29 protein-coding genes are annotated in these 24,805 nt (G+C 72.9%); 7 read left to right on the forward strand and 22 right to left on the reverse strand.

Annotated features, from left to right (window positions below; translation table 11 throughout):
- Positions 1–47: 47 nt before the first annotated feature.
- The 11 genes from lgt to hisI all read right to left on the reverse strand — a co-directional run bounded on the left by lgt (position 48) and on the right by hisI (position 9,433).
- Positions 48–1,178: a prolipoprotein diacylglyceryl transferase gene (lgt, locus tag ACZ4NB_RS12615; RefSeq protein ID WP_467660702.1), complete on the reverse strand. Its 1,131-nt coding sequence runs from the start codon at positions 1,176–1,178 to the stop codon at positions 48–50.
- 146 nt (positions 1,179–1,324) lie between these two features.
- On the reverse strand, positions 1,325–2,245 hold the full coding sequence (locus ACZ4NB_RS12620; protein ID WP_467660704.1) for a DsbA family protein: 921 nt from the start codon (positions 2,243–2,245) through the stop codon (positions 1,325–1,327).
- Positions 2,246–2,350: 105 nt separating this feature from the next.
- Positions 2,351–3,169, reverse strand: coding sequence for a tryptophan synthase subunit alpha (gene trpA / locus ACZ4NB_RS12625; RefSeq protein WP_467660705.1), 819 nt, complete (start codon positions 3,167–3,169; stop codon positions 2,351–2,353).
- On the reverse strand, positions 3,169–4,440 hold the full coding sequence (gene trpB / locus ACZ4NB_RS12630) for a tryptophan synthase subunit beta (RefSeq protein ID WP_467660707.1): 1,272 nt from the start codon (positions 4,438–4,440) through the stop codon (positions 3,169–3,171). Before trpB ends, trpA begins: the two co-directional genes overlap by 1 nt.
- Positions 4,441–4,589: 149 nt before the next feature.
- Entirely contained in the window at positions 4,590–4,817 is a 228-nt protein-coding gene (gene trpM / locus ACZ4NB_RS12635; RefSeq protein WP_393494038.1) for a tryptophan biosynthesis modulator TrpM, read from the reverse strand.
- A gap of 17 nt (positions 4,818–4,834) precedes the next feature.
- The gene (trpC, locus tag ACZ4NB_RS12640) at positions 4,835–5,644 is read right to left on the reverse strand and encodes an indole-3-glycerol phosphate synthase TrpC (protein ID WP_467660709.1); all 810 of its coding nucleotides are present in this window, start codon (positions 5,642–5,644) and stop codon (positions 4,835–4,837) included.
- Between the two features lie 150 nt (positions 5,645–5,794).
- Positions 5,795–6,241, reverse strand: coding sequence for a DUF2752 domain-containing protein (locus tag ACZ4NB_RS12645; RefSeq protein WP_467660710.1), 447 nt, complete (start codon positions 6,239–6,241; stop codon positions 5,795–5,797).
- 205 nt (positions 6,242–6,446) lie between these two features.
- Complete coding sequence (locus ACZ4NB_RS12650) at positions 6,447–6,686, reverse strand: HGxxPAAW family protein (RefSeq protein WP_467660711.1); 240 nt, start codon at positions 6,684–6,686, stop codon at positions 6,447–6,449.
- Between the two features lie 86 nt (positions 6,687–6,772).
- Positions 6,773–7,426, reverse strand: coding sequence for a TIGR02234 family membrane protein (locus tag ACZ4NB_RS12655; RefSeq protein WP_467660713.1), 654 nt, complete (start codon positions 7,424–7,426; stop codon positions 6,773–6,775).
- Positions 7,427–7,493: 67 nt separating this feature from the next.
- Positions 7,494–9,035 carry an anthranilate synthase component I gene (locus ACZ4NB_RS12660; protein WP_467660714.1) on the reverse strand — a complete coding sequence of 514 codons (1,542 nt, stop codon included), beginning with the start codon at positions 9,033–9,035 and terminating at the stop codon, positions 7,494–7,496.
- Between the two features lie 11 nt (positions 9,036–9,046).
- Positions 9,047–9,433 carry a phosphoribosyl-AMP cyclohydrolase gene (gene hisI, locus ACZ4NB_RS12665; RefSeq protein WP_467660715.1) on the reverse strand — a complete coding sequence of 129 codons (387 nt, stop codon included), beginning with the start codon at positions 9,431–9,433 and terminating at the stop codon, positions 9,047–9,049.
- 32 nt (positions 9,434–9,465) lie between these two features.
- On the opposite strand from hisI, the gene ACZ4NB_RS12670 reads away from it, so the two are divergent.
- Entirely contained in the window at positions 9,466–9,606 is a 141-nt protein-coding gene (locus ACZ4NB_RS12670; protein ID WP_384442405.1) for a hypothetical protein, read from the forward strand.
- 215 nt (positions 9,607–9,821) lie between these two features.
- On the opposite strand, the gene ACZ4NB_RS12675 is transcribed toward ACZ4NB_RS12670, so the two are convergent.
- Both ACZ4NB_RS12675 and ACZ4NB_RS12680 read right to left on the reverse strand, forming a co-directional pair.
- On the reverse strand, positions 9,822–10,454 hold the full coding sequence (locus ACZ4NB_RS12675) for a TIGR03085 family metal-binding protein (RefSeq protein WP_467660717.1): 633 nt from the start codon (positions 10,452–10,454) through the stop codon (positions 9,822–9,824).
- Positions 10,455–10,463: 9 nt separating this feature from the next.
- Positions 10,464–11,408, reverse strand: a complete 945-nt coding sequence (locus ACZ4NB_RS12680) for a LysR family transcriptional regulator (RefSeq protein ID WP_467660719.1) — start codon at positions 11,406–11,408, stop codon at positions 10,464–10,466.
- Positions 11,409–11,503: 95 nt separating this feature from the next.
- Between ACZ4NB_RS12680 and ACZ4NB_RS12685 the strand changes: the two genes are divergently transcribed.
- Genes ACZ4NB_RS12685 through ACZ4NB_RS12695 form a run of 3 tightly spaced genes read left to right on the forward strand, consistent with a single transcriptional unit; the run spans position 11,504 to position 14,986 of the window.
- Positions 11,504–12,256, forward strand: a complete 753-nt coding sequence (locus tag ACZ4NB_RS12685; RefSeq protein ID WP_467660720.1) for a succinate dehydrogenase — start codon at positions 11,504–11,506, stop codon at positions 12,254–12,256.
- A gap of 4 nt (positions 12,257–12,260) precedes the next feature.
- A complete protein-coding gene (locus ACZ4NB_RS12690; RefSeq protein WP_467660722.1) occupies positions 12,261–14,246 on the forward strand; it encodes a fumarate reductase/succinate dehydrogenase flavoprotein subunit in 1,986 nt (661 codons plus the stop codon).
- Complete coding sequence (locus tag ACZ4NB_RS12695) at positions 14,243–14,986, forward strand: succinate dehydrogenase/fumarate reductase iron-sulfur subunit (protein WP_467660724.1); 744 nt, start codon at positions 14,243–14,245, stop codon at positions 14,984–14,986. The genes ACZ4NB_RS12690 and ACZ4NB_RS12695 overlap by 4 nt, the downstream gene beginning before the upstream one ends.
- A 52-nt stretch (positions 14,987–15,038) precedes the next feature.
- Here ACZ4NB_RS12695 and hisF read toward each other — a convergent pair whose 3' ends face one another.
- From hisF to hisD, 8 genes are read right to left on the reverse strand one after another with little or no spacing between them, the layout of a single operon-like run.
- Entirely contained in the window at positions 15,039–15,803 is a 765-nt protein-coding gene (gene hisF / locus ACZ4NB_RS12700) for an imidazole glycerol phosphate synthase subunit HisF (RefSeq protein ID WP_467660726.1), read from the reverse strand.
- Complete coding sequence (locus ACZ4NB_RS12705) at positions 15,800–16,213, reverse strand: Rid family hydrolase (protein WP_467660728.1); 414 nt, start codon at positions 16,211–16,213, stop codon at positions 15,800–15,802. Before ACZ4NB_RS12705 ends, hisF begins: the two co-directional genes overlap by 4 nt.
- The gene (priA, locus tag ACZ4NB_RS12710) at positions 16,210–16,935 is read right to left on the reverse strand and encodes a bifunctional 1-(5-phosphoribosyl)-5-((5-phosphoribosylamino)methylideneamino)imidazole-4-carboxamide isomerase/phosphoribosylanthranilate isomerase PriA (RefSeq protein WP_467660730.1); all 726 of its coding nucleotides are present in this window, start codon (positions 16,933–16,935) and stop codon (positions 16,210–16,212) included. The genes ACZ4NB_RS12705 and priA overlap by 4 nt, the downstream gene beginning before the upstream one ends.
- Positions 16,936–16,943: 8 nt before the next feature.
- Entirely contained in the window at positions 16,944–17,594 is a 651-nt protein-coding gene (hisH, locus tag ACZ4NB_RS12715; RefSeq protein ID WP_467660732.1) for an imidazole glycerol phosphate synthase subunit HisH, read from the reverse strand.
- A complete protein-coding gene (locus ACZ4NB_RS12720) occupies positions 17,591–17,755 on the reverse strand; it encodes a hypothetical protein (RefSeq protein ID WP_393494081.1) in 165 nt (54 codons plus the stop codon). Before ACZ4NB_RS12720 ends, hisH begins: the two co-directional genes overlap by 4 nt.
- Positions 17,756–17,759: 4 nt before the next feature.
- Complete coding sequence (hisB, locus tag ACZ4NB_RS12725) at positions 17,760–18,353, reverse strand: imidazoleglycerol-phosphate dehydratase HisB (RefSeq protein WP_467660734.1); 594 nt, start codon at positions 18,351–18,353, stop codon at positions 17,760–17,762.
- A complete protein-coding gene (locus ACZ4NB_RS12730) occupies positions 18,350–19,483 on the reverse strand; it encodes a histidinol-phosphate transaminase (protein WP_467660857.1) in 1,134 nt (377 codons plus the stop codon). The genes hisB and ACZ4NB_RS12730 overlap by 4 nt, the downstream gene beginning before the upstream one ends.
- 8 nt (positions 19,484–19,491) lie before the next feature.
- The gene (hisD, locus tag ACZ4NB_RS12735) at positions 19,492–20,817 is read right to left on the reverse strand and encodes a histidinol dehydrogenase (protein ID WP_467660736.1); all 1,326 of its coding nucleotides are present in this window, start codon (positions 20,815–20,817) and stop codon (positions 19,492–19,494) included.
- A gap of 271 nt (positions 20,818–21,088) precedes the next feature.
- Between hisD and ACZ4NB_RS12740 the strand changes: the two genes are divergently transcribed.
- The 3 genes from ACZ4NB_RS12740 (at position 21,089) to ybaK (ending at position 24,017) form a co-directional block, all read left to right on the forward strand.
- Complete coding sequence (locus ACZ4NB_RS12740; protein WP_467660738.1) at positions 21,089–22,690, forward strand: oxidoreductase; 1,602 nt, start codon at positions 21,089–21,091, stop codon at positions 22,688–22,690.
- A gap of 68 nt (positions 22,691–22,758) precedes the next feature.
- Positions 22,759–23,505, forward strand: coding sequence for an LON peptidase substrate-binding domain-containing protein (locus tag ACZ4NB_RS12745; protein ID WP_467660740.1), 747 nt, complete (start codon positions 22,759–22,761; stop codon positions 23,503–23,505).
- A 17-nt stretch (positions 23,506–23,522) separates the two neighbouring features.
- Positions 23,523–24,017, forward strand: coding sequence for a Cys-tRNA(Pro) deacylase (gene ybaK / locus ACZ4NB_RS12750; protein ID WP_393494096.1), 495 nt, complete (start codon positions 23,523–23,525; stop codon positions 24,015–24,017).
- 54 nt (positions 24,018–24,071) lie between these two features.
- Here ybaK and ACZ4NB_RS12755 read toward each other — a convergent pair whose 3' ends face one another.
- A complete protein-coding gene (locus ACZ4NB_RS12755; protein WP_467660742.1) occupies positions 24,072–24,803 on the reverse strand; it encodes an ABC transporter permease in 732 nt (243 codons plus the stop codon).
- Positions 24,804–24,805 lie beyond the last annotated feature (2 nt).

Raw genomic sequence — 24,805 nt, forward strand, 5'->3', positions numbered from 1 at the left:
CTCGATCGCTCGAATCCGGCCGGCGCTGTCGGCGGTCGGGGCCGCCTTCAGGACTTCTTGTTGCTGCCGCTCCCGGCGGGCTTGGCGTCGGCGGCGTCCGCGGTGTCCGCCGCGTCCTTCGCCGCATCCGGCGCGTCCTCGGCGGACTCCTCGGCCCGCTCGGCCTTCTCCGTCTTCGCGGACTTCCCGGCCTCCGCGGCGGCGGGCCCGGCCTCGGGCCCCGCGGGGTCCTGCTCGCCGTGCTTCTTTGCGGCGGGCTTCTCCTCCGCCTTCTCGACGGAGACCTTGCCGCGCTCGCCGTCGGTCCGCTCCGCGTCGGCGGCGCCTTCGGCGGCCTCGCGCTCGGCGCGCTCCTCCAGCGCCCCGGGCTCGACGACCTCTTCCCGGCCCGGTGCCCGCTTGGCGGAGACCACGAAGTAGACGACGGCCAGGACGAGGACGATCAGCGCGGTCCAGACGTTCAGCCGCAGGCCCAGGATGTGGTGGGCCTCGTCGACCCGCATGTACTCGATCCAGGCGCGGCCCGCGCAGTAGGCGGCGACGTACAGCGCGAAGGCCCGTCCGTGGCCGAGCCGGAAGCGCCGGTCGGCCCAGATCACCAGCGCCGCGACGCCGATGCACCACAGGCTCTCGTAGAGGAAGGTCGGGTGGTAGGTGCCGCCGATGCGCCCGATGGCCGGGTCGGAGCTGATCTCCAGCCCCCACGGCAGGTCGGTCGGCCTGCCGTACAGCTCCTGGTTGAACCAGTTGCCCCAGCGGCCGATCGCCTGGCCGAGGGCCAGACCGGGCGCCAGCGCGTCCGCGTAGGCCGGCAGCGGGATACCGCGGCGGCGGCAGCCGATCCAGGCGCCGACCGCGCCGAGCGCGACCGCGCCCCAGATGCCGAGGCCGCCCTCCCACACCTTGAGGGCGTCGATCGGATGGCCGTTCTCGCCGAAGTACGGCTCGTACGTCGTGATGACGTGGTAGAGGCGGCCGCCGACCAGTCCGAAGGGCACGGCCCACACGGCGATGTCCGCGACGGTTCCGGAGCGGCCGCCGCGCTGGATCCAGCGCTTGTTGCCGAGCCAGACGCCGACGAAGACGCCGATGATGATGCAGAACGCGTAGCCGCGCAACGGGATCGGGCCGAGGTGTACGACGCCGACCGACGGGCTGGGAATGAATGCGAGGTCCATGGCAGGGTCGACGCTACCGCGCCGGGCGGGGTCGGCGACAACCCGCCCGGCAACGGCTGCGTAACGACGCCCTCGGCGCAGTGTGACGCCGCGGGCCCCGGGCGGCCGCGGTGCCCACCAGGACCGTGCGCACCGGAGCGGGGCCGCTAGGGGGACGGCACCGTGCCGGTCCGCGGCGAGGCGCTCGCCGCCCCGGCCCGCTTTTCGTGGGGCGCGGCGCTCGCGCCCGCCGCGCCCCTGCCCGGCGCGGCGGGTGTGCTCGCGCCCGGGGAGGCGCTGCCCGGCTTCTTGCCCTTGTTGGCGGCCCGGACGAGCTTCTTGAGGACCGCGGGGGTGACCCGGCCGCTCTGCTCCTTGGCGAGGTCCTTGCCGTTGAGCAGGACCGTCGGGGTGCCGCGGTATCCGGACTTGCCGAAGGCGTCGTCGGACTTGCGCACGAAGCCGTTGTACCTGCCGTCGTTGACGCACTTGGTGAAGGCGGGCGAGGCCAGGCCCTCGACCTTGCCGGCCAGCCGGAGGAGGTACTGCTTGTCGGCGAACTTGTCCTGCGACTCGGGCGGCTGGTGGGAGTAGAGCACGTCGTGGAAGTCGCGGAACTTCCCGGCGTCCTGGGCGCACAGCGCGGCGTTGGCGGCGTTGCGGGAGCCCTGGCCGCCCATGTTGCCGTCGATGATCGTCACGAGGTGGTACTCGCTCTTGAGCTGGCCGGAGTCCTCCAGCTCATGGGTCACCTTGCGAAAGCCGGTCTCGAACTGCTGGCAGGCGGGGCAGCGGAAGTCCTCCCACACCGTCAGGGTGGAGGGGGCGTCGGGCGCGCCGACAGGGACGGCGGGCCGGTCACCCCCGCCGGCCTGCTTGGGACGGGCCGTCTCGTTGTCGGTGCCGCTCTGGCCGTTGCGGGCCGCGGTGATCCACACGGCGACACCGCCGGCCATCGCCAGCACCGCCAGCAGCGACCCGGCCACGATCACCTGGCGGCCGCGCCGGGCGCGTGCCTGCTCCTTCGCCCGCTGGGCCTGAAGCCGCTCGCGGGCGCTTCTCCTACCCTCATGATTCTTCTCGTTCACGCCCGTGCACAACGAAGCGGAGGGGTGCCGCCGCACCCCTCCGCACCGATGTTCGCCCTATCGAGGGACCGCGCGCCGGACGGTCGTGGACGCCCGGCCGCCCGTCTAGCGGCGGTTGCGTACGCCCTCGGCCAGCTCGCCCGCCAGGGCGCGGACCCCGGCGAGCCCGGCCGTCAGGTCGCCGTCCGCGGAGAGCAGCCGCTTGACGAACGCCGAACCGACGATCACCCCGTCGGCGAACTGCGCCACCTCGGCGGCCTGCTCGGGGTTGGAGACCCCCAGGCCGACGCAGACCGGCAGTTCGGTGGTGGCGCGGGTGCGGGCCACCAGTTCCTGGGCCTCGCGGCCGACGGACTCGCGGGTTCCGGTGACGCCCATCAGGGAGGCGGCGTAGACGAAGCCGCTGCCGGCCGCGGTGATCTTGGCGAGCCGCTCGTCCCGGCTGCTGGGCGCGACCACGAAGACCGTGGCGAGCCCGTGCTGCTCGGCGGCCTTGCGCCACACCTCGGACTCCTCGACCGGGAGGTCCGGCAGGATGCAGCCGGCGCCGCCGGCCTCGGCCAGGTCGGCGGCGAACCGCTCCACGCCGTAGCGGTCGACGGGGTTCCAGTACGTCATGCACAGCACCGGGGCGCCGGTGGCGGCGTGCACCTCGCGGACCGTGCGGATCACGTCGACGATCTTGACGCCGCCGCGCAGCGCGATGTCGTCGGCGGTCTGGATGACCGGGCCGTCCAGGACCGGGTCGCTGTGCGGCAGGCCGACCTCGACGATGTCGCAGCCGCCGTCCAGCATCTCGGTCATCGCCCGTACGCCGCCGTCGACGGTCGGGAAGCCGGCCGGGAGGTAGCCGACGAGCGCGGCGCGGTTCTCGGTGCGGGCCTGCGCCAGCACCGTGTTCAGCAGCTCGATGTTGCCCGCCATCACTTCTCCCCCTGCTCTGCCGCGTGGGCGGCGTCCGCCGCGCTCTCGCCGTCGTACAGCCCGAAGTAGCGGGCGGCGGTGTCCATGTCCTTGTCGCCGCGCCCGGAGAGGTTGACCAGCAGCAGGCCCTCGGGGCCCAGCTCACGGCCGATCTCCAGGGCACCGGCCAGTGCGTGGGCGCTCTCGATCGCCGGGATGATGCCCTCGGTGCGCGACAGCAGCCGCAGCGCCTGCATCGCCGCGTCGTCGGTGACGGCGCGGTACTCGGCGCGGCCGGTGTCCTTGAGGTAGGCGTGCTCGGGGCCGATGCCGGGGTAGTCCAGGCCGGCGGAGATCGAGTACGGCTCGGTGATCTGGCCGTCCTCGTCCTGCAGGACGTAGCTGCGCGAGCCGTGCAGGATGCCGGGGGTGCCCTCGGTGAGGGTGGCGGCGTGCTCGCCGGTCTCGACGCCGTGGCCGCCCGGTTCGCAGCCGATCAGGCGGACGCCGGTGTCGGGGAGGAAGGCGTGGAAGAGGCCGATGGCGTTGGAGCCGCCGCCGACGCAGGCGAGGGCGGCGTCCGGCAGGCGGCCCGCGCGCTGGAGGATCTGCCGGCGGGCCTCGACGCCGATGACCCGGTGGAAGTCGCGGACCAGGGCCGGGAAGGGGTGCGGTCCGGCGACCGTGCCGAAGAGGTAGTGGGTGCGGTCGACGTTGGCGACCCAGTCGCGGAATGCCTCGTTGATGGCGTCCTTGAGGGTGCGGCTGCCGGACTTCACGGCGATGACCTCGGCGCCCAGCATCCGCATCCGGGCGACGTTGAGGGCTTGGCGCTCGGTGTCGATCTCGCCCATGTAGACGGTGCAGTCGAGGCCGAAGAGGGCGCAGGCGGTGGCGGTGGCGACGCCGTGCTGGCCGGCGCCGGTCTCGGCGATGACCCGGGTCTTGCCCATCCGCTTGGTGAGCAGCGCCTGGCCCAGCACGTTGTTGATCTTGTGTGAGCCGGTGTGGTTGAGGTCCTCGCGCTTGAGGAACACCCGGGCCCCGCCGGCGTGTTCGGCGAACCGCGGCACCTCGGTGAGCGCGCTGGGGCGCCCGGTGTAGTTGACCATCAGGTCGTCGAGCTCGGCCGCGAACGCGGGGTCCGCCTTGGCCTTCTCGTACTCGGCGGCGACCTCGTCGACCGCGGCGACCAGCGCTTCGGGGATGAACTTGCCGCCGAAGGCGCCGAAGTAGCCCTCGGGGCCGGGCACGCGCCCTTCGGGGTCGGGAAGGAAGAAAGCGGAGGACATCTGACGCACTCCTAGGCCGGGGCGGGCGCCCCGGAAAGTCCGGTCATGTCGGGAGAGGGCACATCACGGTATGCGGCGCGCGATGCGAGGGCGTGCTGCCGCCGCGCGGTGGTCGATCGCCACCGCGGCGCCGGCAGGGGGCCGACGCGTCAGCGCGCGGCGGCCGTGCGCCATCGGCGCCCGTTGATCTGTCCCGGCTCCGAACCGATGTGGTAGCGGACCCGCCGTCCGCGGACCCGGCGCGCCGGTGCCCGGCACCCGCGCGGCCGGCACCCGCGCCCCAGCGCCGCATGCCGCCCGTCCCCGGCGGCCGCGGCGAGCAGCACGGCGGGGCCGGAGCGGTGGCTCGGGCGGCGGATGCGGGCGGCGGCGGTCATGTCGGCGATCCGGGCGGTCAGGCCCGCCCGTGGCGGATCGCCGGGTGGGAGCCCGCGGCGACCAGGTCGGCGACCGCGGTCCTGGGGTCCTTGCCGGTGACCAGCGACTCGCCGACCAGCACCGCGTCCGCGCCGTCGTTGGCGTACGCGATGAGGTCGTGCGGCCCGCGGACACCGGACTCGGCGATCTTGACGATGTGGTCGGGGATCTCGGGGGCGACCCGGGCGAAGTTGCCCCGGTCGACCTCCAGGGTCTTGAGGTTGCGGGCGTTGACGCCGATGATCCGGGCGCCGGCGTCCACCGCGCGGGCGACCTCTTCCTCGTCGTGCACCTCGACCAGCGGCGTCAGCCCGATCGACTCGGCCCGCTCGATCAGCGAGACCAGGGCCTCCTGCTCCAGCGCGGAGACGATCAGCAGGGCGAGGTCGGCGCCGTAGGCGCGGGCCTCCCACAGCTGGTAGGCGGTGACGATGAAGTCCTTGCGCAGCACGGGGATGTCGACCCGGGCGCGGACGGCCTCCAGGTCGGCCAGCGAGCCGCCGAAGCGGCGCTGCTCGGTCAGGACGGAGATGACCGCGGCGCCGCCCGCCTCGTAGTCGGCGGCCAGACCGGCCGGGTCGGCGATCGCGGCGAGCGCGCCCTTCGACGGGCTGGAGCGCTTCACCTCGCAGATCACCGTGACGCTCTCGCCCTTGAGTGCCGCGACACCGTCCATCACGGGGCGTGCCTTGCGGGCCCGCTCCTTGAGCTCGTCGAGGGAGACGCGCGCCTGCCGCTCAGCGAGGTCGGCGCGGACCCCGTCGATGATCTCGTCGAGCACACTCACGCGAGCGGCCTCCTTCTTGAGCGGCGGCGGTGGACAGCGGCCCGGGGGACGAGCTGTCCCGTCCGGCTCTCCGATGGTATCCGCCATGGGATGCAGGTCCCGCATCCGGTTGACGGCGGTCCCACAGGCTGGACATCTCCGGGCCCCGGGTCACGGCGCCAGACCGCTGCCGAAGGGGAGGTTGCGCACGACCGTGAAGGCCAGCAGCAGCCCGCCCAGGGCCCACCCGTGCACGGCTCGGGGGCGGGGGCCCGGCCTACGGCGGCCCCGCGCGGCCCGGCCGCACCAGACCGTCCATAAGACCGCGCAGGCGGCGTAGCCGGCCACCGCGAGCGCATTGGCGCCCAGGGCGGCGGCCAGGTCGCCGTGCGCGAGGGCGTGGGCGCTGCGCAGGCCGCCGCAGGCCGGGCAGTACACGCCGGTCAGCTGCCGCAGCGGGCAGACGGGGTAGTGGCCGGGCTCGTTCGGATCGACGGCGCCGACCACGGCGAAGGCGGCGGCGACGGCCGCGAGGGCGCCCAGGGGCGCGGCGAGACGGCGGGGCACGCCGCCCGCCGACCGGGCTTCCGGCCGAGCCGGCGCCAAGGGATCGCTCACGTGCCGATTGTCCTGCCGGAGGCGCGAAGGCGCCGCTTCTTGACCGCCGTACGGGTCCGCACAGCGCGAAGGCGCGGCTTCTCGGCCGCCGTACGGGGTGTGCACGGACGGCGGGTACGGCACCCAGGGGTGCGTACGGGCCGGGAAGCGGCGCCTTCGGGGGTGGTGCGAGGTGGCGCCGGGACCCGGCGCCACGGGAGCGTGGTCAGCCCTCCTGCGGCTGCGCCTGGACAGCCGGCTTCGCCGAGCGCTTGGGCTCCTGGCCCAGGCCGGCCGCGCGCATCAGGCCGCCCACCACGGCACCGGCGGCGATCAGCACCATGCCGGCCCAGAAGCCCGGCACGCTGTTCAGCACGATGAAGGCTCCGGCGACACAGAAGCCGATGAACGAGATGATGACGCCGGTCCAGGCGGCGGGGGTGTGTCCGTGGCCACTGCTCGACATTGACTGCTCCTCGTTGCTCTCTCGCGCCGGGGTCGGGGCGCGGTGATCCTCGCGGTCCATTGTCACCGATGCCGCGCCGGTCCCCCTTACCGGGTGGGGTCCTCGCCGCGGTCCAGGGACTTCCAGATCTCCTCCGGACGGTCCGGATCCGGGGCGGCCGCGGCGCGCCGCGGACCCCGGGCGCCGCCGGGCGTGCGCTCATATCGGCCCGACATCGCAGGCCAGTGGCGCCCGTACACCAGCGCCAGCAGCCCGGCGATCAGCAGCAGCAGACCGCCGGCCGCGGCCACCCACGGCCAGCCGGTGTGCGTGACGTGATGCACATCGGCGCCGGTCAGACCGACCGCGGTGGCGGCCTTCTCGCGCAGCGCCGAGGTGTCGGCGTTGCCCAGCACCGCGGCGGTGACGATGCCGGCGCCGCTCAGCGCCAGCAGCGCGGCCACCGCGATCCGGCCGGCACGGCGCACCGCGAAGACGGCGACCAGCGCGGCCAGGCCGACGACGGCCAGCGCGCCGGGCACGCCGGTGACGTCCGCGCCGGTCACGGTGCGCGGCAGCTCGCCCTGGGCCAGCACCGCCGAGCCCCGGGCCCAGGTGCGGCCGGAGGCCAGCAGCGCCAGGCCCGCGCCGGCCGCGCCGGCCAGCAGCGCCAGGGCCAGGCTGCGCTTGGCGCTGCGGGGCGCGGGGGCCGGCGCGGGGGCGGGCGCGGCGTCTGTGGGGGTCTGGGGTGCGGCACTCACGCGTACCACTATCGCGCACCGGCCGGCGGGGTCCGGCGCGCGGGGGTGGCGCCGCTCCCGCGGCCGGCTACTTCCCCAGGTGGTTGGCGGTGTACACGGCGCGCAGCACCGCCGCCGCCTTGTTACGGCACTCCGTGTCCTCGGCCACCGGGTCGGAGTCGGCGACCACGCCGGCGCCGGCCTGGACGTAGGCGGTGCCGCCGCGCAGCAGCGCCGTACGGATCGCGATGGCGGTGTCGGAGTCCCCCGCGAAGTCGAGGTAGCCCACACAGCCGCCGTACAGGCCGCGCCGGGTCGGCTCCAGCTCCTCGATGATCTGCATGGCGCGCGGCTTGGGGGCGCCGGAGAGGGTGCCGGCCGGGAAGCAGGCGGTGAGCACGTCGAAGGCGGTACGGCCCTTTGCCACCGTTCCGGTGACCGTGGAGACGATGTGCATCACATGGCTGTAGCGCTCGATGGACATGAAGTCGACGACCTCGACGCTGCCCGGTTCGCAGACCCGGCCCAGGTCGTTGCGGCCCAGGTCGACCAGCATCAGATGCTCGGCGCGCTCCTTGGGGTCGGCCATCAGCTCGTCGGCCAGGGCCTGGTCCTCCGGGACGGATGAGCCGCGCGGGCGGGTGCCGGCGATGGGGTGGACCATGGCGCGGCCGTCCTCGACCTTCACCAGTGCCTCGGGGCTGGAGCCGACCACGTCGAAGGCGCTGTCCGGGCCGTCGCCGCCCTCGAAGCGGAAGAGGTACATGTACGGGCTGGGGTTGGTGGCCCGCAGCACCCTGTAGACGTCCAACGCGCTTGCCGTGCAGGGGGTTTCGAAGCGCTGGGAGGGCACGACCTGGAATGCCTCGCCGGCCCGGATGCGCTCCTTGACGTCCTCGACGGCCTCCTGGTAGTCCGCGCCGCCCCATTCGACGGTGAACGGCGGGACCTGCGACGGCGGCAGCGCCGCGGCGCCGGCGGGGGCGGGCCGGGCGAGGTCGTCGGCCATGGTGTCCAGGCGGGCCACCGCGTCCGCATATGCCTCGTCGATGCCGGTGTCGAGGTCGTTGTGGTTGATCGCGTTGGCGATCAGCAGGACCGTGCCGCTCCAGTGGTCGAGGACGGCGAGGTCGGAGGTGAGCAGCATGCTCAGCTCGGGCAGCCGGAGGTCGTCGGTGGTGCGCTCGCCGATCTTCTCCAGGCGGCGCACGACGTCGTAGCCGAGGTAGCCGACCATGCCGCCGGTGAACGGCGGCAGCCCCGCGCCCTCGATGAGGTCGCGGGGGGTGTGCAGGGTCTCGACGGTGGCGCGCAGCGCGGCGAGCGGGTCGCCGTCGGTGGGGAGGCCGACCGGCGGGGTGCCGAGCCAGTGCGCCTGCCCGTCGCGGGTGGTGAGGGTGGCGGCGCTGCGGACGCCGATGAAGGAGTAGCGCGACCACGTGCGGCCGTTCTCGGCGGACTCCAGCAGGAAGGTGCCGGGGCGCTCGGCGGCGAGTTTGCGGTAGAGCCCGACCGGTGTGTCGCCGTCCGCGAGCAGGCGCCGGGTGACGGGGATGACCCGCCGGTCCTTGGCGAGGGTGCGGAAGGTGTCGAGGTCCGGATTGGCGGTGCCGGTGGTTCCCGTGGTCATGGCAGCGGAGCCTACTGGTCCCGGTCGGCCTCGGTGGCCAGTACATCCGCGTCGAAGCAGGTGCGCGCCCCGGTGTGGCAGGCGGCGCCGACCTGGTCGACCTTGACCAGGACGGTGTCCGCGTCGCAGTCCAGCGCCACCGACTTCACGTACTGGAAGTGGCCGGAGGTGTCGCCCTTGACCCAGTACTCCTGGCGGCTGCGGCTCCAGTACGTGCAGCGCCCGGTGGTCAGGGTGCGGTGCAGCGCCTCGTCGTCCATCCACCCCATCATCAGCACCTCGCCGGTGTCGTACTGCTGGGCGATGGCGGGGACCAGGCCGTCGGCGCCCCGCTTGAGGCGGGCGGCGATGGCGGGGTCCAACAGGGAGTCGGCGGCGGTGGTGCGGCTGCTGGTCATGGGTCCATTGTGCCGTGCGGCATCCTGCAGACATGCCTCCTTCACCACCCGTGCCGCCACCGCCGCCGGACCCGGACCGTGCCGCGCGGGTGGCGGCGCTGGTGCTGGCCGCGGTGTTCGTGGCGGCAGCGGTGGTGGCCGTGGTGGTGGCGGTCGTGGTGCTGCGGACCTAGGGCCCGTCCGATGGGTCGGGGCCCAAAGGACAGGCCCGACAAGTGCTCGGGGAGAGCGGACCCGGCGGTGTCCGCCGTCGGCCGGCGGGACGCGGCCGCACTCGGGAATACGCCCCGCACCCGCCGCGTTGTGGCCCCGCAGGGGGCCTTGGCACCCCCTACGGGATCCGTTCGACCACCCCCTGCGGGCGCCCCCGGCCCCCGGCCCGCCGCGCTCACACCCCCAGCTTCGCGCCCCGCAGCCGCTCGATGGCCTCCTTGTCCCCCTCCAGCTCCACCTCGGCCATGTCCTGCCGGCCGAAGGCGAACATGGTCAGCTCGCCCGGCTCCCCGACGACGGTGACCACCGGGGTGCCGCGGCGGGCCACCGCGGTCCGCCCGTCCGGCCGCCGCAGCACCAGCCCCACCGGCGACTTGCGGCCGAGCACCCGGGCCATCCGCTCGATCCTCGACCACAGGGCGTCCGCGAAGACCGGGTCCAGCTCCCGCGGGCTCCAGTCGGGCTGCGCCCGCCGCACGTCCTCGGAGTGGACGTAGAACTCCACCGTGTTGGACGCCTCGTCGATCTGCTTCAGCGAGAACGGCGACATCCGCGGCGGCCCGCTCCTGATGAGCTGGATCAGCTCCTCGTACGGCTTGGCCGCGAACTCGGCCTGCACCCGCTCCAGCCGGGGCGCCAGCGACTTGACGAGGAGCCCGCCCGCCGCGTCGGCGCGCCGCTCGCGCACCACCACATGCGCGGCCAGGTCCCGCGCGGTCCAGTTCTCACACAGGGTCGGCGCCTCGGGACCCGCGCTCTCCAACAGGTCGGCGAGGAGGAGCCGTTCACGCTTGGCATGGGTCGACATGCCGCCAGCCTACGACCGGCCCGGATCACCCGCCACGACGCCGCGCGACGCGGCCCGCAGGCCGCCGGGTTCGATGCGCTGCCGCAGGATCCGCTCCAGCTCGCGGGCGGCGCGCGGCGGGGAGACGTCGCCGCGGTGGGCGACGGAGACCACGCGGTGCATACCGGGGGTCGCGAAGCGGGTGACGCGCAGCCCGGAGCGCTCGGCGACCATGCTGGGGACGACGGCGATGCCGAGCCCGGCGCGTACGAAGCCGAGGACCGCGTCCATCTCGCCGCCCTCGACGGTGAAGGTGGGTTCGAAGCCGGCCGCGCGGCACGCCGCGGTGGTGAATTCCCGCAGGTCGTAGCCTCGGCGGAACATCGCCAGCGGGCGGCCGCGGAGGTCCTCGACCAGGATGCGGGTGCGGCGGCCGCCCGCCGGGGCGGGCCGGTCCGGGGCGGAGACCACCACGAGTTCCTCGCGCAGCAGGTCGGAGGTGGCCAGCGCCGGGGCCTGGTCCGGGAGCGGGGTGATGATCAGGGCCAGGTCCAGTTCGCCGTCGGCCAGCGCACGGACCAGGTCCTGTGAGCCGTTCTCGGTGACGAGCAGGTCGACGCCGGGATAGGTGGCGTGGAAGGCGCTCAGGACGTCGGGGACGAGGCTGGCGCAGAGGCTGGGCGGGGCGCCGAGGCGGAGCCGGCCGCGGCGCAGCTGGGCGACCTCCTGCACCTCGCGGCGGGCGGTCTCGGTGTCGGCGAGGATCCGCCGGGCGAGCGGCAGCAGGGTCTCGCCGGCGTCGGTGAGGGTGATGTGGCCGCGGGCGCGGTGGAACAGCTCGGCGCCCAACTCCCGTTCCAGGGAGCGGATCTGCTGGGAGAGGGAGGGCTGGGCGACATGCTCGCGCTCGGCGGCGCGAGTGAAGTGGCGGGTGTCGGCCACGGCGGTGAAGTAGCGGAGCTGCTGCAGCTGCATAAGGCGAATGTAAAGCATCGATAGCTTCAGCCTATGGAGATGAGCCGGACCATGTCTTGGACTGATGGGTAGCCCGGTCCTTACCTTCGGGACCCATGGCACTGGACACACGGGCAGAACGACGGCCTTCGAAGGAGAAACGCGAGCGCTCCGTGAGGGGCGGTGGTCGGGCGACGGGTGGGCGCGCGTTCTGGGACTCGTCCGTCGGCAAGAAGACGGTGATGGCCGTCAGCGGCCTGATCATGCTGCTCTACTTGGTCGTCCACATGATCGGCAACCTGAAGATCTTCTTCGGGTCGGGCGAGTTCAACCACTACGCGCACTGGCTGCGCACGGTCGGCGAGCCCTTCATGCACTACGAGTGGACGCTGTGGCTGATCCGCGTCGTCCTCGTGGTCGCCGTCGTCGCCCACGCCACGTCCGCGTACCAGCTCAGCCGCCGCGGCATCAAGGCGCGCCCCGGCACCTACGTGCACAAGCGGCGGCGCGCGAGCTATGCCACCCGCACCATGCGCTGGGGCGGGATCATCCTCGGCCTGTTCATCGTGTGGCACGTCCTGGACCTGACGACCGGCACGGTGCACCCGAACGGCTTCCAGGCCGGGCACCCGTACCAGAACGTCATCGACACCTTCTCGACCTGGTACGGCAACGTCGTCTACATCGTCGCGATGGTCGCCCTCGGCTTCCACATCCAGCACGGGTTCTGGAGCGCCGCGCAGACCCTCGGCGTCGGCAGCCGCACCCGCGACCGCGCCCTGAAGACCGCCGGCAACGTCCTCGCCGTACTGCTCACGCTCGGCTTCGTCGCCGTGCCCGTGGGCGTCATGAGCGGATTGGTGAGCTGAATCCATGACCACGTACCCGCAGTACGCGACCGGGGCGCCGGTCGTCGACACCAAGGCCCCGTCCGGGCCCGTCAACGAGCGCTGGGACACCCGCCGCTTCGAGGCGAAGCTGGTCAACCCCGCCAACCGCCGCAAGCACACCGTCATCGTCGTCGGCACCGGTCTCGCGGGCGGCTCGGCGGGGGCCACGCTCGCCGAACAGGGCTACCACGTCGTGCAGTTCTGCTACCAGGACTCGCCGCGCCGGGCGCACTCCATCGCCGCGCAGGGCGGCATCAACGCGGCGAAGGACTACCGCAACGACGGCGACTCGGTGCACCGGCTGTTCTACGACACCGTCAAGGGCGGCGACTTCCGGGCGCGGGAGTCCAACGTGCACCGGCTCGCGCAGATCTCCGTCGAGATCATCGACCAGTGCGTGGCCCAGGGCGTGCCGTTCGCCCGTGAGTACGGCGGTCTGCTCGACACCCGGTCCTTCGGCGGGGTGCAGGTGTCCCGGACGTTCTACGCCCGGGGCCAGACGGGGCAGCAGCTGCTGCTCGGCGCCTACCAGGCGCTGTCCCGGCAGATCGCCGCCGGCAACGTCGAGATGCACGCCCGCACCGAGATGCTCGACCTGGTCGTCGTGGACGGCAAGGCGCGCGGCATCGTCGCCCGCGACCTGGTCACCGGCAAGATCGACACCTACTTCGCGGACGCCGTCGTGCTGGCGTCCGGCGGCTACGGCAACGTCTTCTACCTCTCGACGAACGCCATGAACTCCAACGCCACCGCCGTGTGGCGGGCGCACCGGCGCGGCGCCTACTTCGCCAACCCGTGCTTCACCCAGATCCACCCGACGTGCATCCCGCGCACCGGCGACCACCAGTCGAAGCTGACGCTGATGAGCGAGTCGCTGCGCAACGACGGACGGATCTGGGTGCCGAAGGCCAAGGGCGACACCCGTCCGGCGCACCAGATCCCCGAGGACGAGCGGGACTACTACCTGGAGCGCATCTACCCGTCGTTCGGCAACCTCGTGCCCCGGGACATCGCCTCCCGCGCCGCGAAGAACGTCTGCGACGAGGGCCGGGGCGTGGGGCCCGGCGGGCAGGGCGTGTACCTGGACTTCGCCGACGCCATCGCTCGCATGGGCCGCGAGGCCGTCGAGGCCAAGTACGGCAACCTCTTCGACATGTACCAGCGGATCACCGACGAGGATCCGTACCGGGTGCCGATGCGGATCTACCCGGCCGTGCACTACACGATGGGCGGGCTGTGGGTCGACTACGACCTGCAGACCACCGTCCCCGGCCTGTTCGCGATCGGCGAGGCCAACTTCTCCGACCACGGCGCCAACCGGCTCGGCGCGTCCGCCCTCATGCAGGGCCTCGCCGACGGCTACTTCGTGCTCCCGGCCACCATCAACGACTACCTCGCGCGCAACCCGCACAAGGACGAGGTGGACGCCGAGCACCCCGCCACCGTCGAGGTCGTGCGGGAGACCGAGGAGCGGCTCGCGAGGCTGCTCGCCGTCGACGGCGACCGCACCCCGGACTCCTTCCACCGCGAACTCGGCGAGCTGATGTGGGAGTTCTGCGGTATGGCCCGCACCGACGAGGGGCTGCGCAAGGCCCTGGACCGCATCCCGCAGATCCGCGAGGAGTTCTGGCGCCGCATCAAGGTCCCCGGCACCGGCGAGGAGTTCAACCAGTCGCTGGAGAAGGCGAACCGCATCGTCGACTACCTGGAGCTGGCCGAGCTGATGTGCCTCGACGCGCTGCACCGCGCCGAGTCCTGCGGCGGCCACTTCCGCGAGGAGTCCCAGACCCCCGACGGCGAGGCCGCCCGCCGGGACCATGAGTTCTCCTACGTCGCCGCCTGGGAGTACGGGGGCTCCGGGGGTCGTCCCCCGGGAGAGCACAGCACCGGCACCGGCGGGGCGCCCACCCTGCACAAGGAAGACCTGGTCTTCGAGTACGTCCACCCCACCCAGCGGAGCTACGCATGAGGCTCACCCTGCGCGTCTGGCGCCAGAAGAACGCCGACGCCCCCGGCGCCATGTCCACGTACGAGGTGGACGGCATCTCGCAGGACATGTCGTTCCTGGAGATGCTCGACACCCTCAACGAGGAGCTGATCCTCAAGGGCGACGACCCGGTCGCCTTCGACCACGACTGCCGCGAGGGGATCTGCGGCGCCTGCTCGCTGGTCATCAACGGCGACGCGCACGGCCCCGAGCGCACCACCACCTGCCAGCTGCACATGCGGTCCTTCAAGGACGGCGACACGATCGACATCGAGCCGTGGCGGGCCGCCGCCTTCCCGGTCGTCAAGGACCTGGTCGTCGACCGCACGGCCTTCGACCGCATCATCCAGGCCGGCGGCTACATCACCGCGCCGACCGGCGCCGCGCCCGAGGCGCATGCGACGCCCGTGCCCAAGCCGGACGCCGACTTCGCCTTCGAGCACGCCGAGTGCATCGGCTGCGGCGCGTGCGTGGCGGCCTGCCCGAACGGCGCGGCGATGCTGTTCACCTCGGCGAAGGTCAACCACCTCAACGTGCTGCCGCAGGGTTCGCCCGAGCGGGAGAGCCGGGTGCTGGACATGGTGGCGCAGATGGACGAGGAGGGCTTCGGCGGCTGCACGCTGGCCGGTGAGTGCGCCACGGCCTGCCCCAAGGGCATTCCGCTGTTCAGCATCACCAAGATGAACCGGGAGTTCGTCCGGGCGGTGCGCAAGGGGCGCTGAGCGGTACCGGGGCGCGGCCGGGGGTACTCCCCCGGGCCGCGCCGTGCGTGCTTCAGCGGACGGGGTGCCCCGCCTCCCGCAGCGCCTCCTTGACCTGCGGGATGCGCAGGTCGCCGAAGTGGAAGACGGAGGCGGCCAGCACCGCGTCGGCGCCGGCGGCGACGGCCGGGGCGAAGTCGGCGAGCTTCCCGGCGCCGCCCGACGCGATCACCGGGACGGTGACGTGCTTGCGGACGGCCTCGATCATCTCGACGTCGTAGCCGTCCTTGGTGCCGTCGGCGTCCATGGAGTTCAGCAGGATCTCGCCGGCGCCCAGCTCGGCGGCGCGGTGGGCCCATTCGACGGCGTCGATGCCGGTGCCGCGGCGGCCGCCGTGGGTGGTGACCTCGAATCCGGACGGGGTGCCGGCTTCGGTGCGGCGGGCGTCGACGGACAGCACCAGGACCTGGCGCCCGAAGCGCTCGGCGATCTCGCGGATCACGTCGGGGCGGGCGATGGCGGCGGTGTTGACGCCGACCTTGTCGGCGCCCGCGCGCAGCAGCCTGTCGACGTCGTCGGGGGTGCGGACGCCGCCGCCGACGGTGAGCGGGATGAAGACCTGCTCGGCGGTGCGGCGGACCACGTCGTAGGTGGTCTCGCGGTTGCCGGAGGAGGCGGTGATGTCGAGGAAGGTCAGCTCGTCGGCGCCCTCCTCACCGTAGATCTTCGCCATTTCGACGGGGTCGCCGGCGTCCCTGAGGTTCTGGAAGTTGACGCCCTTGACGACCCGGCCGTTGTCGACGTCCAGGCAGGGGATGACTCGTACGGCCAGGGTCATGACGCGGGGGCCTCTCTGTACGCCTCCAGCTCGACCTCGACGACCAGGCGCGGGTCGACGAAACCGGAGACGATGATCATGGATGCGGCGGGGCGGACGGAGTCGAACAGCTCCTTGTGAGCGCGTCCGACCTCGTCCACGTCCCGGGCATGGGTCAGGTACATGCGGGTGCGTACGACGTCGTCACGGCCGAGGCCGACCTGCTCCAGTGCCGACAGCGCGGTCCGGAAGGCCGTGACCGCCTGCTCGTACGGGTCGGCGGCGACGACCTGGCCGTCGATGACCGACGTGCAGCCGGAGACCAGCACCAGGCCGTTGGGCAGCGCCACCGCCCGGGAGCGGCCGAAGGCGTCCGCCCAGGGGTCCTCCGCCCGCGGGCCGCCGGCCGTGAAGCGGCGTACGCCACTCATGTCGCCACGGCCTCCAGGGCCTGCTCCAGCGTGAACGCCTTGGCGTAGAGCGCCTTTCCGACGATCGCGCCCTCCACGCCCTCGGGCACCAGCGAGGCGATCGCCCGCAGGTCGTCGAGGGAGGAGACGCCGCCGGAGGCGACGACCGGGCGGTCGGTGGCGGCGCAGACGTTGCGCAGCAGGTCGAGGTTGGGGCCCTGGAGGGTGCCGTCCTTGTTGATGTCGGTGACGACGTAGCGGGCGCAGCCCTCGGAGTCCAGGCGGGCCAGCGTCTCGTAGAGGTCGCCGCCGTCGCGGGTCCAGCCGCGGCCGCGCAGCGTCGTGCCGCGCACGTCCAGGCCGACCGCGATCCGGTCGCCGTACTCGGCGATGATCTTGGCGACCCACTCGGGGTCCTCCAGGGCCGCGGTGCCGATGTTGACGCGGGTGCAGCCGGTGGCCAGGGCGGCGGCCAGCGAGTCGTCGTCGCGGATGCCGCCGGACAGCTCGACCTTGATATCCATGGAGCGGGCGACCTCGGCGATCTGCGCGCGGTTGTCGCCGGTGCCGAAGGCCGCGTCGAGGTCGACCAGGTGCAGCCACTCGGCGCCGGCCCGCTGCCAGGCGAGGGCCGCCTGGAGCGGGTCGCCGTAGGAGGTCTCGGAGCCGGACTCGCCGTGGACCAGGCGGACGGCCTGGCCGTCGCGGACGTCGACGGCGGGAAGGAGTTCAAGCTTCGGCATCTGGGGGCTCACAGGGTGTTGATCCAGTTGGTCAGGAGCTGGGCGCCGGCGTCGCCGGACTTCTCGGGGTGGAACTGGGTGGCCCACAGCGGGCCGTTCTCGACGGCGGCCACGAACGGCTCGCCGTGCGTGGCCCAGGTGACCTTCGGGGCGGCGAGGTGCGGGTTGCCGACCTCCAGCTCCCAGTCGTGCACCGCGTAGGAGTGCACGAAGTAGTAGCGGGCGTCGGCGGGCAGACCGGCGAACAGCTGCGAGCCCTCGGGGGCGTCGACGGTGTTCCAGCCCATGTGCGGGACGACGTCGGCCTTCAGCGGGCCGACCGTGCCGGGCCACTCGTCCAGGCCCTCGGTCTCCACACCGTGCTCGATGCCCCGGCCGAAGAGGATCTGCATGCCGACGCAGATGCCCATCACGGGGCGGCCGCCGGCCAGCCTGCGGCCGACGACCCAGTCGCCGCGGGCCTCGCGCAGTCCGCGCATGCAGGCGGCGAACGCGCCGACGCCGGGGACCAGCAGCCCCTCGGCGTTCATCGCCCGGTCGAAGTCCCGGGTGATCTCCACGTCGGCGCCGACGTGCGCCAGGGCGCGCTCGGCGGAGCGGACGTTGCCGAAGCCGTAGTCGAAGACGACGACCTTCTTACGGGGTGCGGCGGCGGTCAACTCCACACCCCCAGCCGCAGCACACCGGCGGCCAGGCACATCGCCGAGCCGACGGACAGCAGCACGATCAGGCTCTTGGGCAGCTGCTGCTTCCAGAAGGAGTAGACGCCGCCGAGGAGGAACAGTCCGACGAGGATGAAGGCGGTGGACATGCCGTTCACGGGGCTACAGCGCTCCCTTGGTGGACGGGATGATGCCCGCGGCGCGCGGGTCGCGCTCGCTGGCGTAGCGCAGGGCCCGGGCCAGCGCCTTGAACTGGCACTCCACGATGTGGTGGGCGTTGCGGCCGTAGGGCACGTGGATGTGCAGCGCTATCTGGGCCTGCGCGACGAAGGACTCGAAGATGTGCCGGGTCATCGTCGTGTCGTAGCTGCCGATCATCGGCGCCATGTTCTCCGGTTCGGTGTGCACCAGGTACGGGCGGCCGGAGAGGTCGACGGTCACCTGGGCGAGCGACTCGTCCAGCGGGACGGTGCAGTTGCCGAAGCGGTAGATGCCGGTCTTGTCGCCGAGGGCCTGCTTGAAGGCGGCGCCCAGCGCGAGGGCGGTGTCCTCGATCGTGTGGTGGGTGTCGATGTGCAGATCGCCGTCGGTCTTGACCTTGAGGTCGAACAGGCCGTGCCGGCCGAGCTGGTCGAGCATGTGGTCGTAGAAGCCGACGCCGGTGGCGACATCGACCTCGCCCCGGCCGTCGAGGTCGATCTCGACGAGCACGGACGTTTCCTTCGTTGTGCGCTCCACGCGTCCTACGCGGGTCATCGCTCGTTCTCCTTCAAGCTGCGTTCTTTGAACAGCGTGCGAACCGCGTCGAGGAACGCGTCGTTCTCGGCCGGGGTGCCGGCGGTGACCCGCAGCCAGCCCGGTACGCCGTTGTCACGGACCAGTACGCCCTGGTCGAGGATCGCCCGCCAGGCGGCGTGGGCGTCCTCGAATCGGCCGAACTGCACGAAGTTGGCGTCGGAGGCGGTGACCTCGCAGCCGATCGCCCGCAGCTCGGTGACCAGGCGGTCCCGTTCGGCCTTGAGCTGCTCGACGTACTTCAGGAGCGTATCGGTGTGCTCCAGCGCGGCCAGCGCGGTGGCCTGGGTGACCGACGACAGGTGGTACGGCAGGCGGACGAGCTGGACGGCGTCGACCACGGCCGGGTCGGCGGCCAGATAGCCCAGCCGCAGCCCGGCGGCGCCGAACGCCTTGGACATGGTCCGCGAGACCACCAGATTCGGCCGCCCCTCGATCAGCGGCAGCAGCGAGGGCCGGTGGCTGAACTCGCCGTATGCCTCGTCGACCACCACCAGCGCCCCGGCGCTGTCCGCCTTGGCGGCCTGCGCCGCCTCGTACAGCGCCAGCACCGTCTCCGCCTCGACGGCGGTGCCGGTGGGGTTGTTGGGCGAGCAGACGAAGACCACGTCGGGCCGGCGCTCGGCGATGGCCTCGCGGGCCGCCGCCAGGTCGATGGTGAAGTCGTCGTTGCGCGGGCCGGAGATCCACTCCGTGCCCGTGCCGCGCGAGATCAGGGCGTGCATGGAGTACGAGGGCTCGAAGCCGAGGGCCGAGCGGCCGGGGCCGCCGAAGGTCTGCAGCAGCTGCTGGATGACCTCGTTCGATCCGTTGGCCGCCCAGACCTGGTCCTGGGCGACCTCGTGGCCGCCGGTGCGGGTGAGGTAGCGGGCCAGCTCGGTGCGCAGCTCGACCGCGTCCCGGTCGGGGTAGCGGTTGAGCTGCCGGGCGGCCTCGGTCACCCGCTCGGCGATCCGGGCGACCAGCGGCTCGGGCAGCGGGTAGGGGTTCTCGTTGGTGTTCAGGCGTACCGGCACGTCCAGCTGCGGGGCGCCGTAGGGGGACTTGCCGCGCAGCTCGTCCCGGATGGGGAGATCGTCGATGCGGGTCACGTGCCTGCTCACTTGCTCTGGGGGACCTTCCAGCCGAACCTTGCCTTGATCGCCGCGCCGTGGGCCGGGAGGTCCTCGGCCTCGGCGAGGGTCACCACATGGTGGGCGACCTCGGCCAGTGCGTCGCGGGTGTAGTCCACGACATGGATGCCGCGCAGGAAGGACTGCACGGAGAGCCCCGAGGAGTGGCAGGCGCAGCCGCCGGTGGGAAGGACGTGGTTGGAGCCGGCGCAGTAGTCGCCGAGCGAGACCGGGGCGTACGGGCCGACGAAGATCGCGCCGGCGTTGCGGACCCGGGCCGCGACGGCGGCGGCGTCGGCGGTCTGGACCTCCAGGTGCTCGGCGCCGTAGGCGTCCACGACCCGCAGGCCCTCGTCGATGCCGTCGACGAGGACGATGGCGGACTGCCGGCCGGCCAGGGCCGGGGCGATCCGGTCCTCGACGTGCCGGGTCGCCGCGATCTGCGGCGCCAGCTCCTGCTCGGTCTTCTCCGCCAGCGCCACCGAGTCGGTGACCAGGACGGCGGCGGCCATCGGGTCGTGCTCGGCCTGGCTGATCAGGTCGGCGGCGATGTGCGCGGGGTCGGCGGTGTCGTCCGCGAGGATCGCGATCTCGGTGGGCCCGGCCTCGGAGTCGATGCCGATCCGGCCCTTGAGCAGGCGCTTGGCCGCGGCGACGTAGATGTTGCCGGGGCCGGTGACGAGGTTGGCGGGCGGGCACTCGGCCGTGCCGTAGGCGAACATCGCGATGGCCTGGGCGCCGCCGGCGGCGTAGACCTCGTCGACGCCGAGCAGTGCGCAGGTCGCCAGGATCGTCGGGTGCGGCAGACCGCCGAACTCGGCCTGCGGCGGCGAGGTCACGGCCAGGGACTCGACGCCGGCCTCCTGGGCGGGGACCACGTTCATCACGACGGACGAGGGGTAGACCGAGCGGCCGCCCGGTACGTACAGCCCCACCCGCTCGACCGGGACCCAGCGCTCGGTGACCGTGCCGCCGGGGACGACCTTGGTGGTGACGTCGCTGCGGCGCTGCTCGCGGTGGACGATCCGGGCGCGCCGGATGGACTCCTCCAGGGCGGCGCGGACGGCCGGATCCAGCTCCTCCAGGGCGGTCTTGAGGGCCTCGGCGGGCACCCGCACCCGCTCGATCTCGACACCGTCGAACCGCCGCGCGTACTCGATCAGCGCCGCGGTGCCGCGATGGCGTACGTCCTCGCAGATGGGCCGCACCTTCTCCAGGGCGGCTTCCACGTCGAACTCGGCACGGGGCAGCAGGTCGCGCAGGGCGCCACCCTCGGGGAGGGCGTCACCGCGCAGATCGATTCGGGAGATCACCTCCCCAGTGTCTCAGACCCGATCCCTGGCCCGATCCGCCGTATCACTCAGTGATACACAGCGACGCGGGTCCCGGACGTCCGGTGGCCCGGCCTCGTGAAGTTGACCGGAGTTGGCCCTGACCGCGCGTGTTCAAGCAGTCACCGGGCGGGCAAGGGCCACGTAGCGGCGTACGGGGAGACCTGCGGGACGTGTGCGGTGCCGCGCGCAGACCACGCGCGAAGTGCGTCCGAACAGGTCGCGCCACACCACGGATGGCAAGGGGGACACAGTGACCGAGCCCAGGGACGGCGATGCGCCCGCCGACCTGCGACTGACGTCGGCGGAATGGAGCATGTGGCAGGCATTCCGCAACGGCAGCACCTGCGATCTGCACATCGGCGACCCGGTGCGCGACGATCCGCACGGGCAGCATCTGTGGGGCCCGGAGCGCCGGGTGCGGGCGCGGGTCGTGGCGCTGCTGCTGCTCGACGGGCCGCCGGCGCAGCCGGGCCGGGTGTCGGCCCTCAAGCTCACCGGTGCGTACATCACGGACACTCTCGACGTTGCGGGCGGCACGATCGAGCCATTCGTGGAGCTGCGGGACTGCCGCTTCGAGGCCGAGGTGGTGCTGCCGGAGAGCCGCTTCACCACCCTGCGGATGGTGAACTGCGCGATACCCCGGCTGGAGGCGGCCCGGCTGCACACCGAGGGCGACCTGCATCTGCCGCGCTGCGTGGTGCAGTCCGGCGTCCGCCTCACCGACGCGCACATAGGCACCGACCTGATGCTGAACCAGACCGTGGTGCACAAGGACCGCCAGGGCCGGTCGATCATGGCGGACGGGCTGACCGTCACCCAGGACCTCCAGGCCGAGATGCTGGAGTCCTACGGCGAGCTGTCGCTGCGCGGCGCCACGATCGGCGTGTCGATGAGCCTGCGCGGCAGCCATCTGAGCAACCCCTTCGGCCGCCGGGCGCTGAACGCCCCCCAGCTCACCGTCGAGCGCACCCTCTACCTGACCGCCGCGGGCCTGGCCAACTCCCCCTTCTCCAGCAGCGCCACTCCCCCCTACGGCATTGCGCACACCCCCTCGCGGGGCACCCGTATGCAGCGCTTCGAGTGCGAGGGCGGGATGCGGCTGGACGACGGCCGCTTCGGCGACGCCGTGGACTTCGAGCACGCCCGCTTCATCATGGAGTCCGACCAGGAACTCTCGCTGCGCCGCATCCAGACCCCCGAGCTGCGCTTCCTCGGTGAGCGGCCGCAGCGCGGCCGGGTCATCCTCTCCGGCGCCCGGGTCGTCAACCTCGTCGACAAGTCGGCGAGCTGGCCGGGGCTCGGCGGGCTGTGGATGGCCGGCTTCGCCTACGAGACGCTGATCCCGCGCGGCCACTTCCCGCTCGCGCAGCGGCTGCAGTGGGTGGCCGCGGCGACCCCCGAGTACGCGCCCGAGCCGTACGAGATGCTCGCCACCTCGCTGCGCCGCAGCGGTGAGGACTCCGATGCCCGTGAGGTGCTGCTGGCCAAGCAGCGGCGGCGCCGCGAGACGCTGCCGCTGGCGGCGAAGGCATGGGGCTTCCTCCAGGACTGGACGGTGGCGTACGGCTACCGCCCCGGGCGGGCCGCGGTGTGGATGGCCATCCTGTGGGCGATCGGCACGGTCTACTTCTCGATGTCCCCGCCGCCGCCCCTCAAGGCGGGCGAGGCACCCCCCTGGAACCCCTACCTCTACGCCCTCGACCTCCTGCTGCCCGTGATCGACCTCAACCAGGACGCCGCCTGGAAACCCGGCGGCACCGCCCAGTGGGCCGCGGCCGTACTGATCCTCGCCGGCTGGGTCCTGGCGACGACGGTGGCGGCGGGCGCGTCGCGGCTGCTGAGGCGGCAGTAGCCGGCCGCGGGCGGCGAGAGAGCACCACGGCCGAAGGGCCGGAAACACGGGCGGCTAGGCTTCAGCGCGTGACCTCCATGCGCCTCCCCCTCTTCCCGTTGAACTCGGTGCTGTTCCCGGGACTCGTGCTCCCGCTGAACGTCTTCGAGGCGCGGTATCGGGCGATGATGCGCGATCTGAGCGCGGTGCCCGAGGACGACCGCCGCTTCGCGGTGATCGCGATCCGGGACGGCCGGGAGGTGGCGCCCACCGCCCAGGGCATGCCGGACACCACGCTGCCGTCCGAGGGCGGCCCCGCGGCGGGCTTCGGGGACGACCCGCTGCAGGCGTTCCACTCGGTGGGCTGCGTCGCGGACGCGGCGACCATCCGGGAGAAGTCGTCCGCCGACGACACCGGCTACGAGGTCCTGGCCACCGGCACGACCCGCTTCCGGCTGCTGTCGGTGGACGCCTCCGGGCCGTATCTGACCGGCGAGCTGGAGGAGCTCGAAGAGAGCCAGGGGGAGGGCGCGGGCGCGCTCGCCTCCGGGGTCGTACGGGCCTTTCGGACGTATCAGAAGCGGCTGGCCTGGGCGAACGAGCGGACCCTGTCGAGCGGGCAGGACCTGCCGGCCGATCCGTCCGTGCTGTCCTACCTCGTCGCGGCGGCGGCCGTGCTGGACGTCCCCGCCAAGCAGCTGCTGCTGGAGGCGCCCGACACCGCCACCCGGCTGGGGCAGGAGCTGAAACTCCTTCGCCAGGAGTCGGCGCTGCTCGGTAAGCTCCCGTCGCTGCCGGCCGTGGATCTGACCAGGCAGCCGACCAGCCCGAACTGACATAAGGCCCGAAGACGGTGGCGAAGAAGTCCAGGAAGTCCGGTGGGACGCCCGCGACGGTGGCCCTCACCGCGTCCGGTGTCCCCTTCACGGTGCACGCCTACGAGCACGATCCGGCCGCTCCCTCGTACGGCGAGGAGGCCGCCGAGGCCCTCGGTGTCCCCGCCGACCAGGTGTTCAAGACGCTGCTGGCGGATGTCGACGGCACCCTGACGGTCGCCGTGGTGCCGGTGTCGGGGTCCTTGGACCTCAAGGCACTGGCGGCCGCGGTGGGCGGCAAGAAGGCCGCGATGGCCGATCCGGCGGCGGCCGAGCGCAGCACCGGCTATGTCCTCGGCGGGATCTCGCCGCTGGGGCAGCGCAAGCGGCTGCGTACGGTCGTGGACGCCTCGGCCGAGGGCCGCCCGACGGTGTGCGTCTCGGCGGGGCGCCGGGGGCTGGAGGTCGAGCTGGCGCCGGCGGACCTGGTGGCGCTGACCGGGGCCCGGGTGGCGCCGATCGCGCGCGGCTGAGGGGCCGCGGGGCGGCCGGTGGACCCGGCCGCCGACGGTGGTGCCGCGCGCCGGTCAGGTCGCGGTCGGCGGCTGCTGCCCGTGGTGGCCGTGCGGTGTGTGCTGATCGTGCGGGGCGCGCTGGTCGTCCGGTGCGTGGTGATCGTGCGGCCCGTGGTGGTCATGGCTCCCGGACCAGTCCGGCACCTGCGGCTCGGGGTCGCGGGGGCCGAAGAGCCCGGTCAGCGCCAGCTGCGTGACCATGGCGGCGATCGGCCAGGCCAGCAGCGCGCCCTTCGACTGCAGCCGCAGCGGGCCGTCGAAGACCACACCGGGGCCGGCCTGCTTGGCGTGCGCGACCACGTCGGGGGTGGGGCCCAGCCACATGCCGGTCACCCAGCCCACCGCCGCGCCCAGCAGCCCGCCCAGTACCAGCGCCACGACCAGCGGGATGCCGCCGCGCCGGCGGAAGAGGAAGACCACGGCCGCGGTGAGCACACCGAATCCCAGCGAGAGCAGCACGAAGGTGCCGTCCGCGCCGATCGCCTCCTCGCCCTCGGTGTTCTTCAGATAGACGTTGCGGGCGTCCGCGATCAGCGGGACATGCGGCGCGAGCCAGTTCCACAGCACGCCGAGCAGCACGCCGCTCACCGCGACCAGGATCGCGATCACCGCGCCCTCGCGCAGCTCGCGCGGCAGCTCGGGGTGCGCCGGGCCGTCATGGCCGGCCGGGGCCGCGGGCGCGGCCTGCGGGTACTGCGGCTCTTCGGGCGGTTGGTTGTCGGAAGGCGTCAGCGGTGCGGTCACCC

Source organism: Streptomyces sp. NPDC026575 (genome assembly GCF_055567415.1).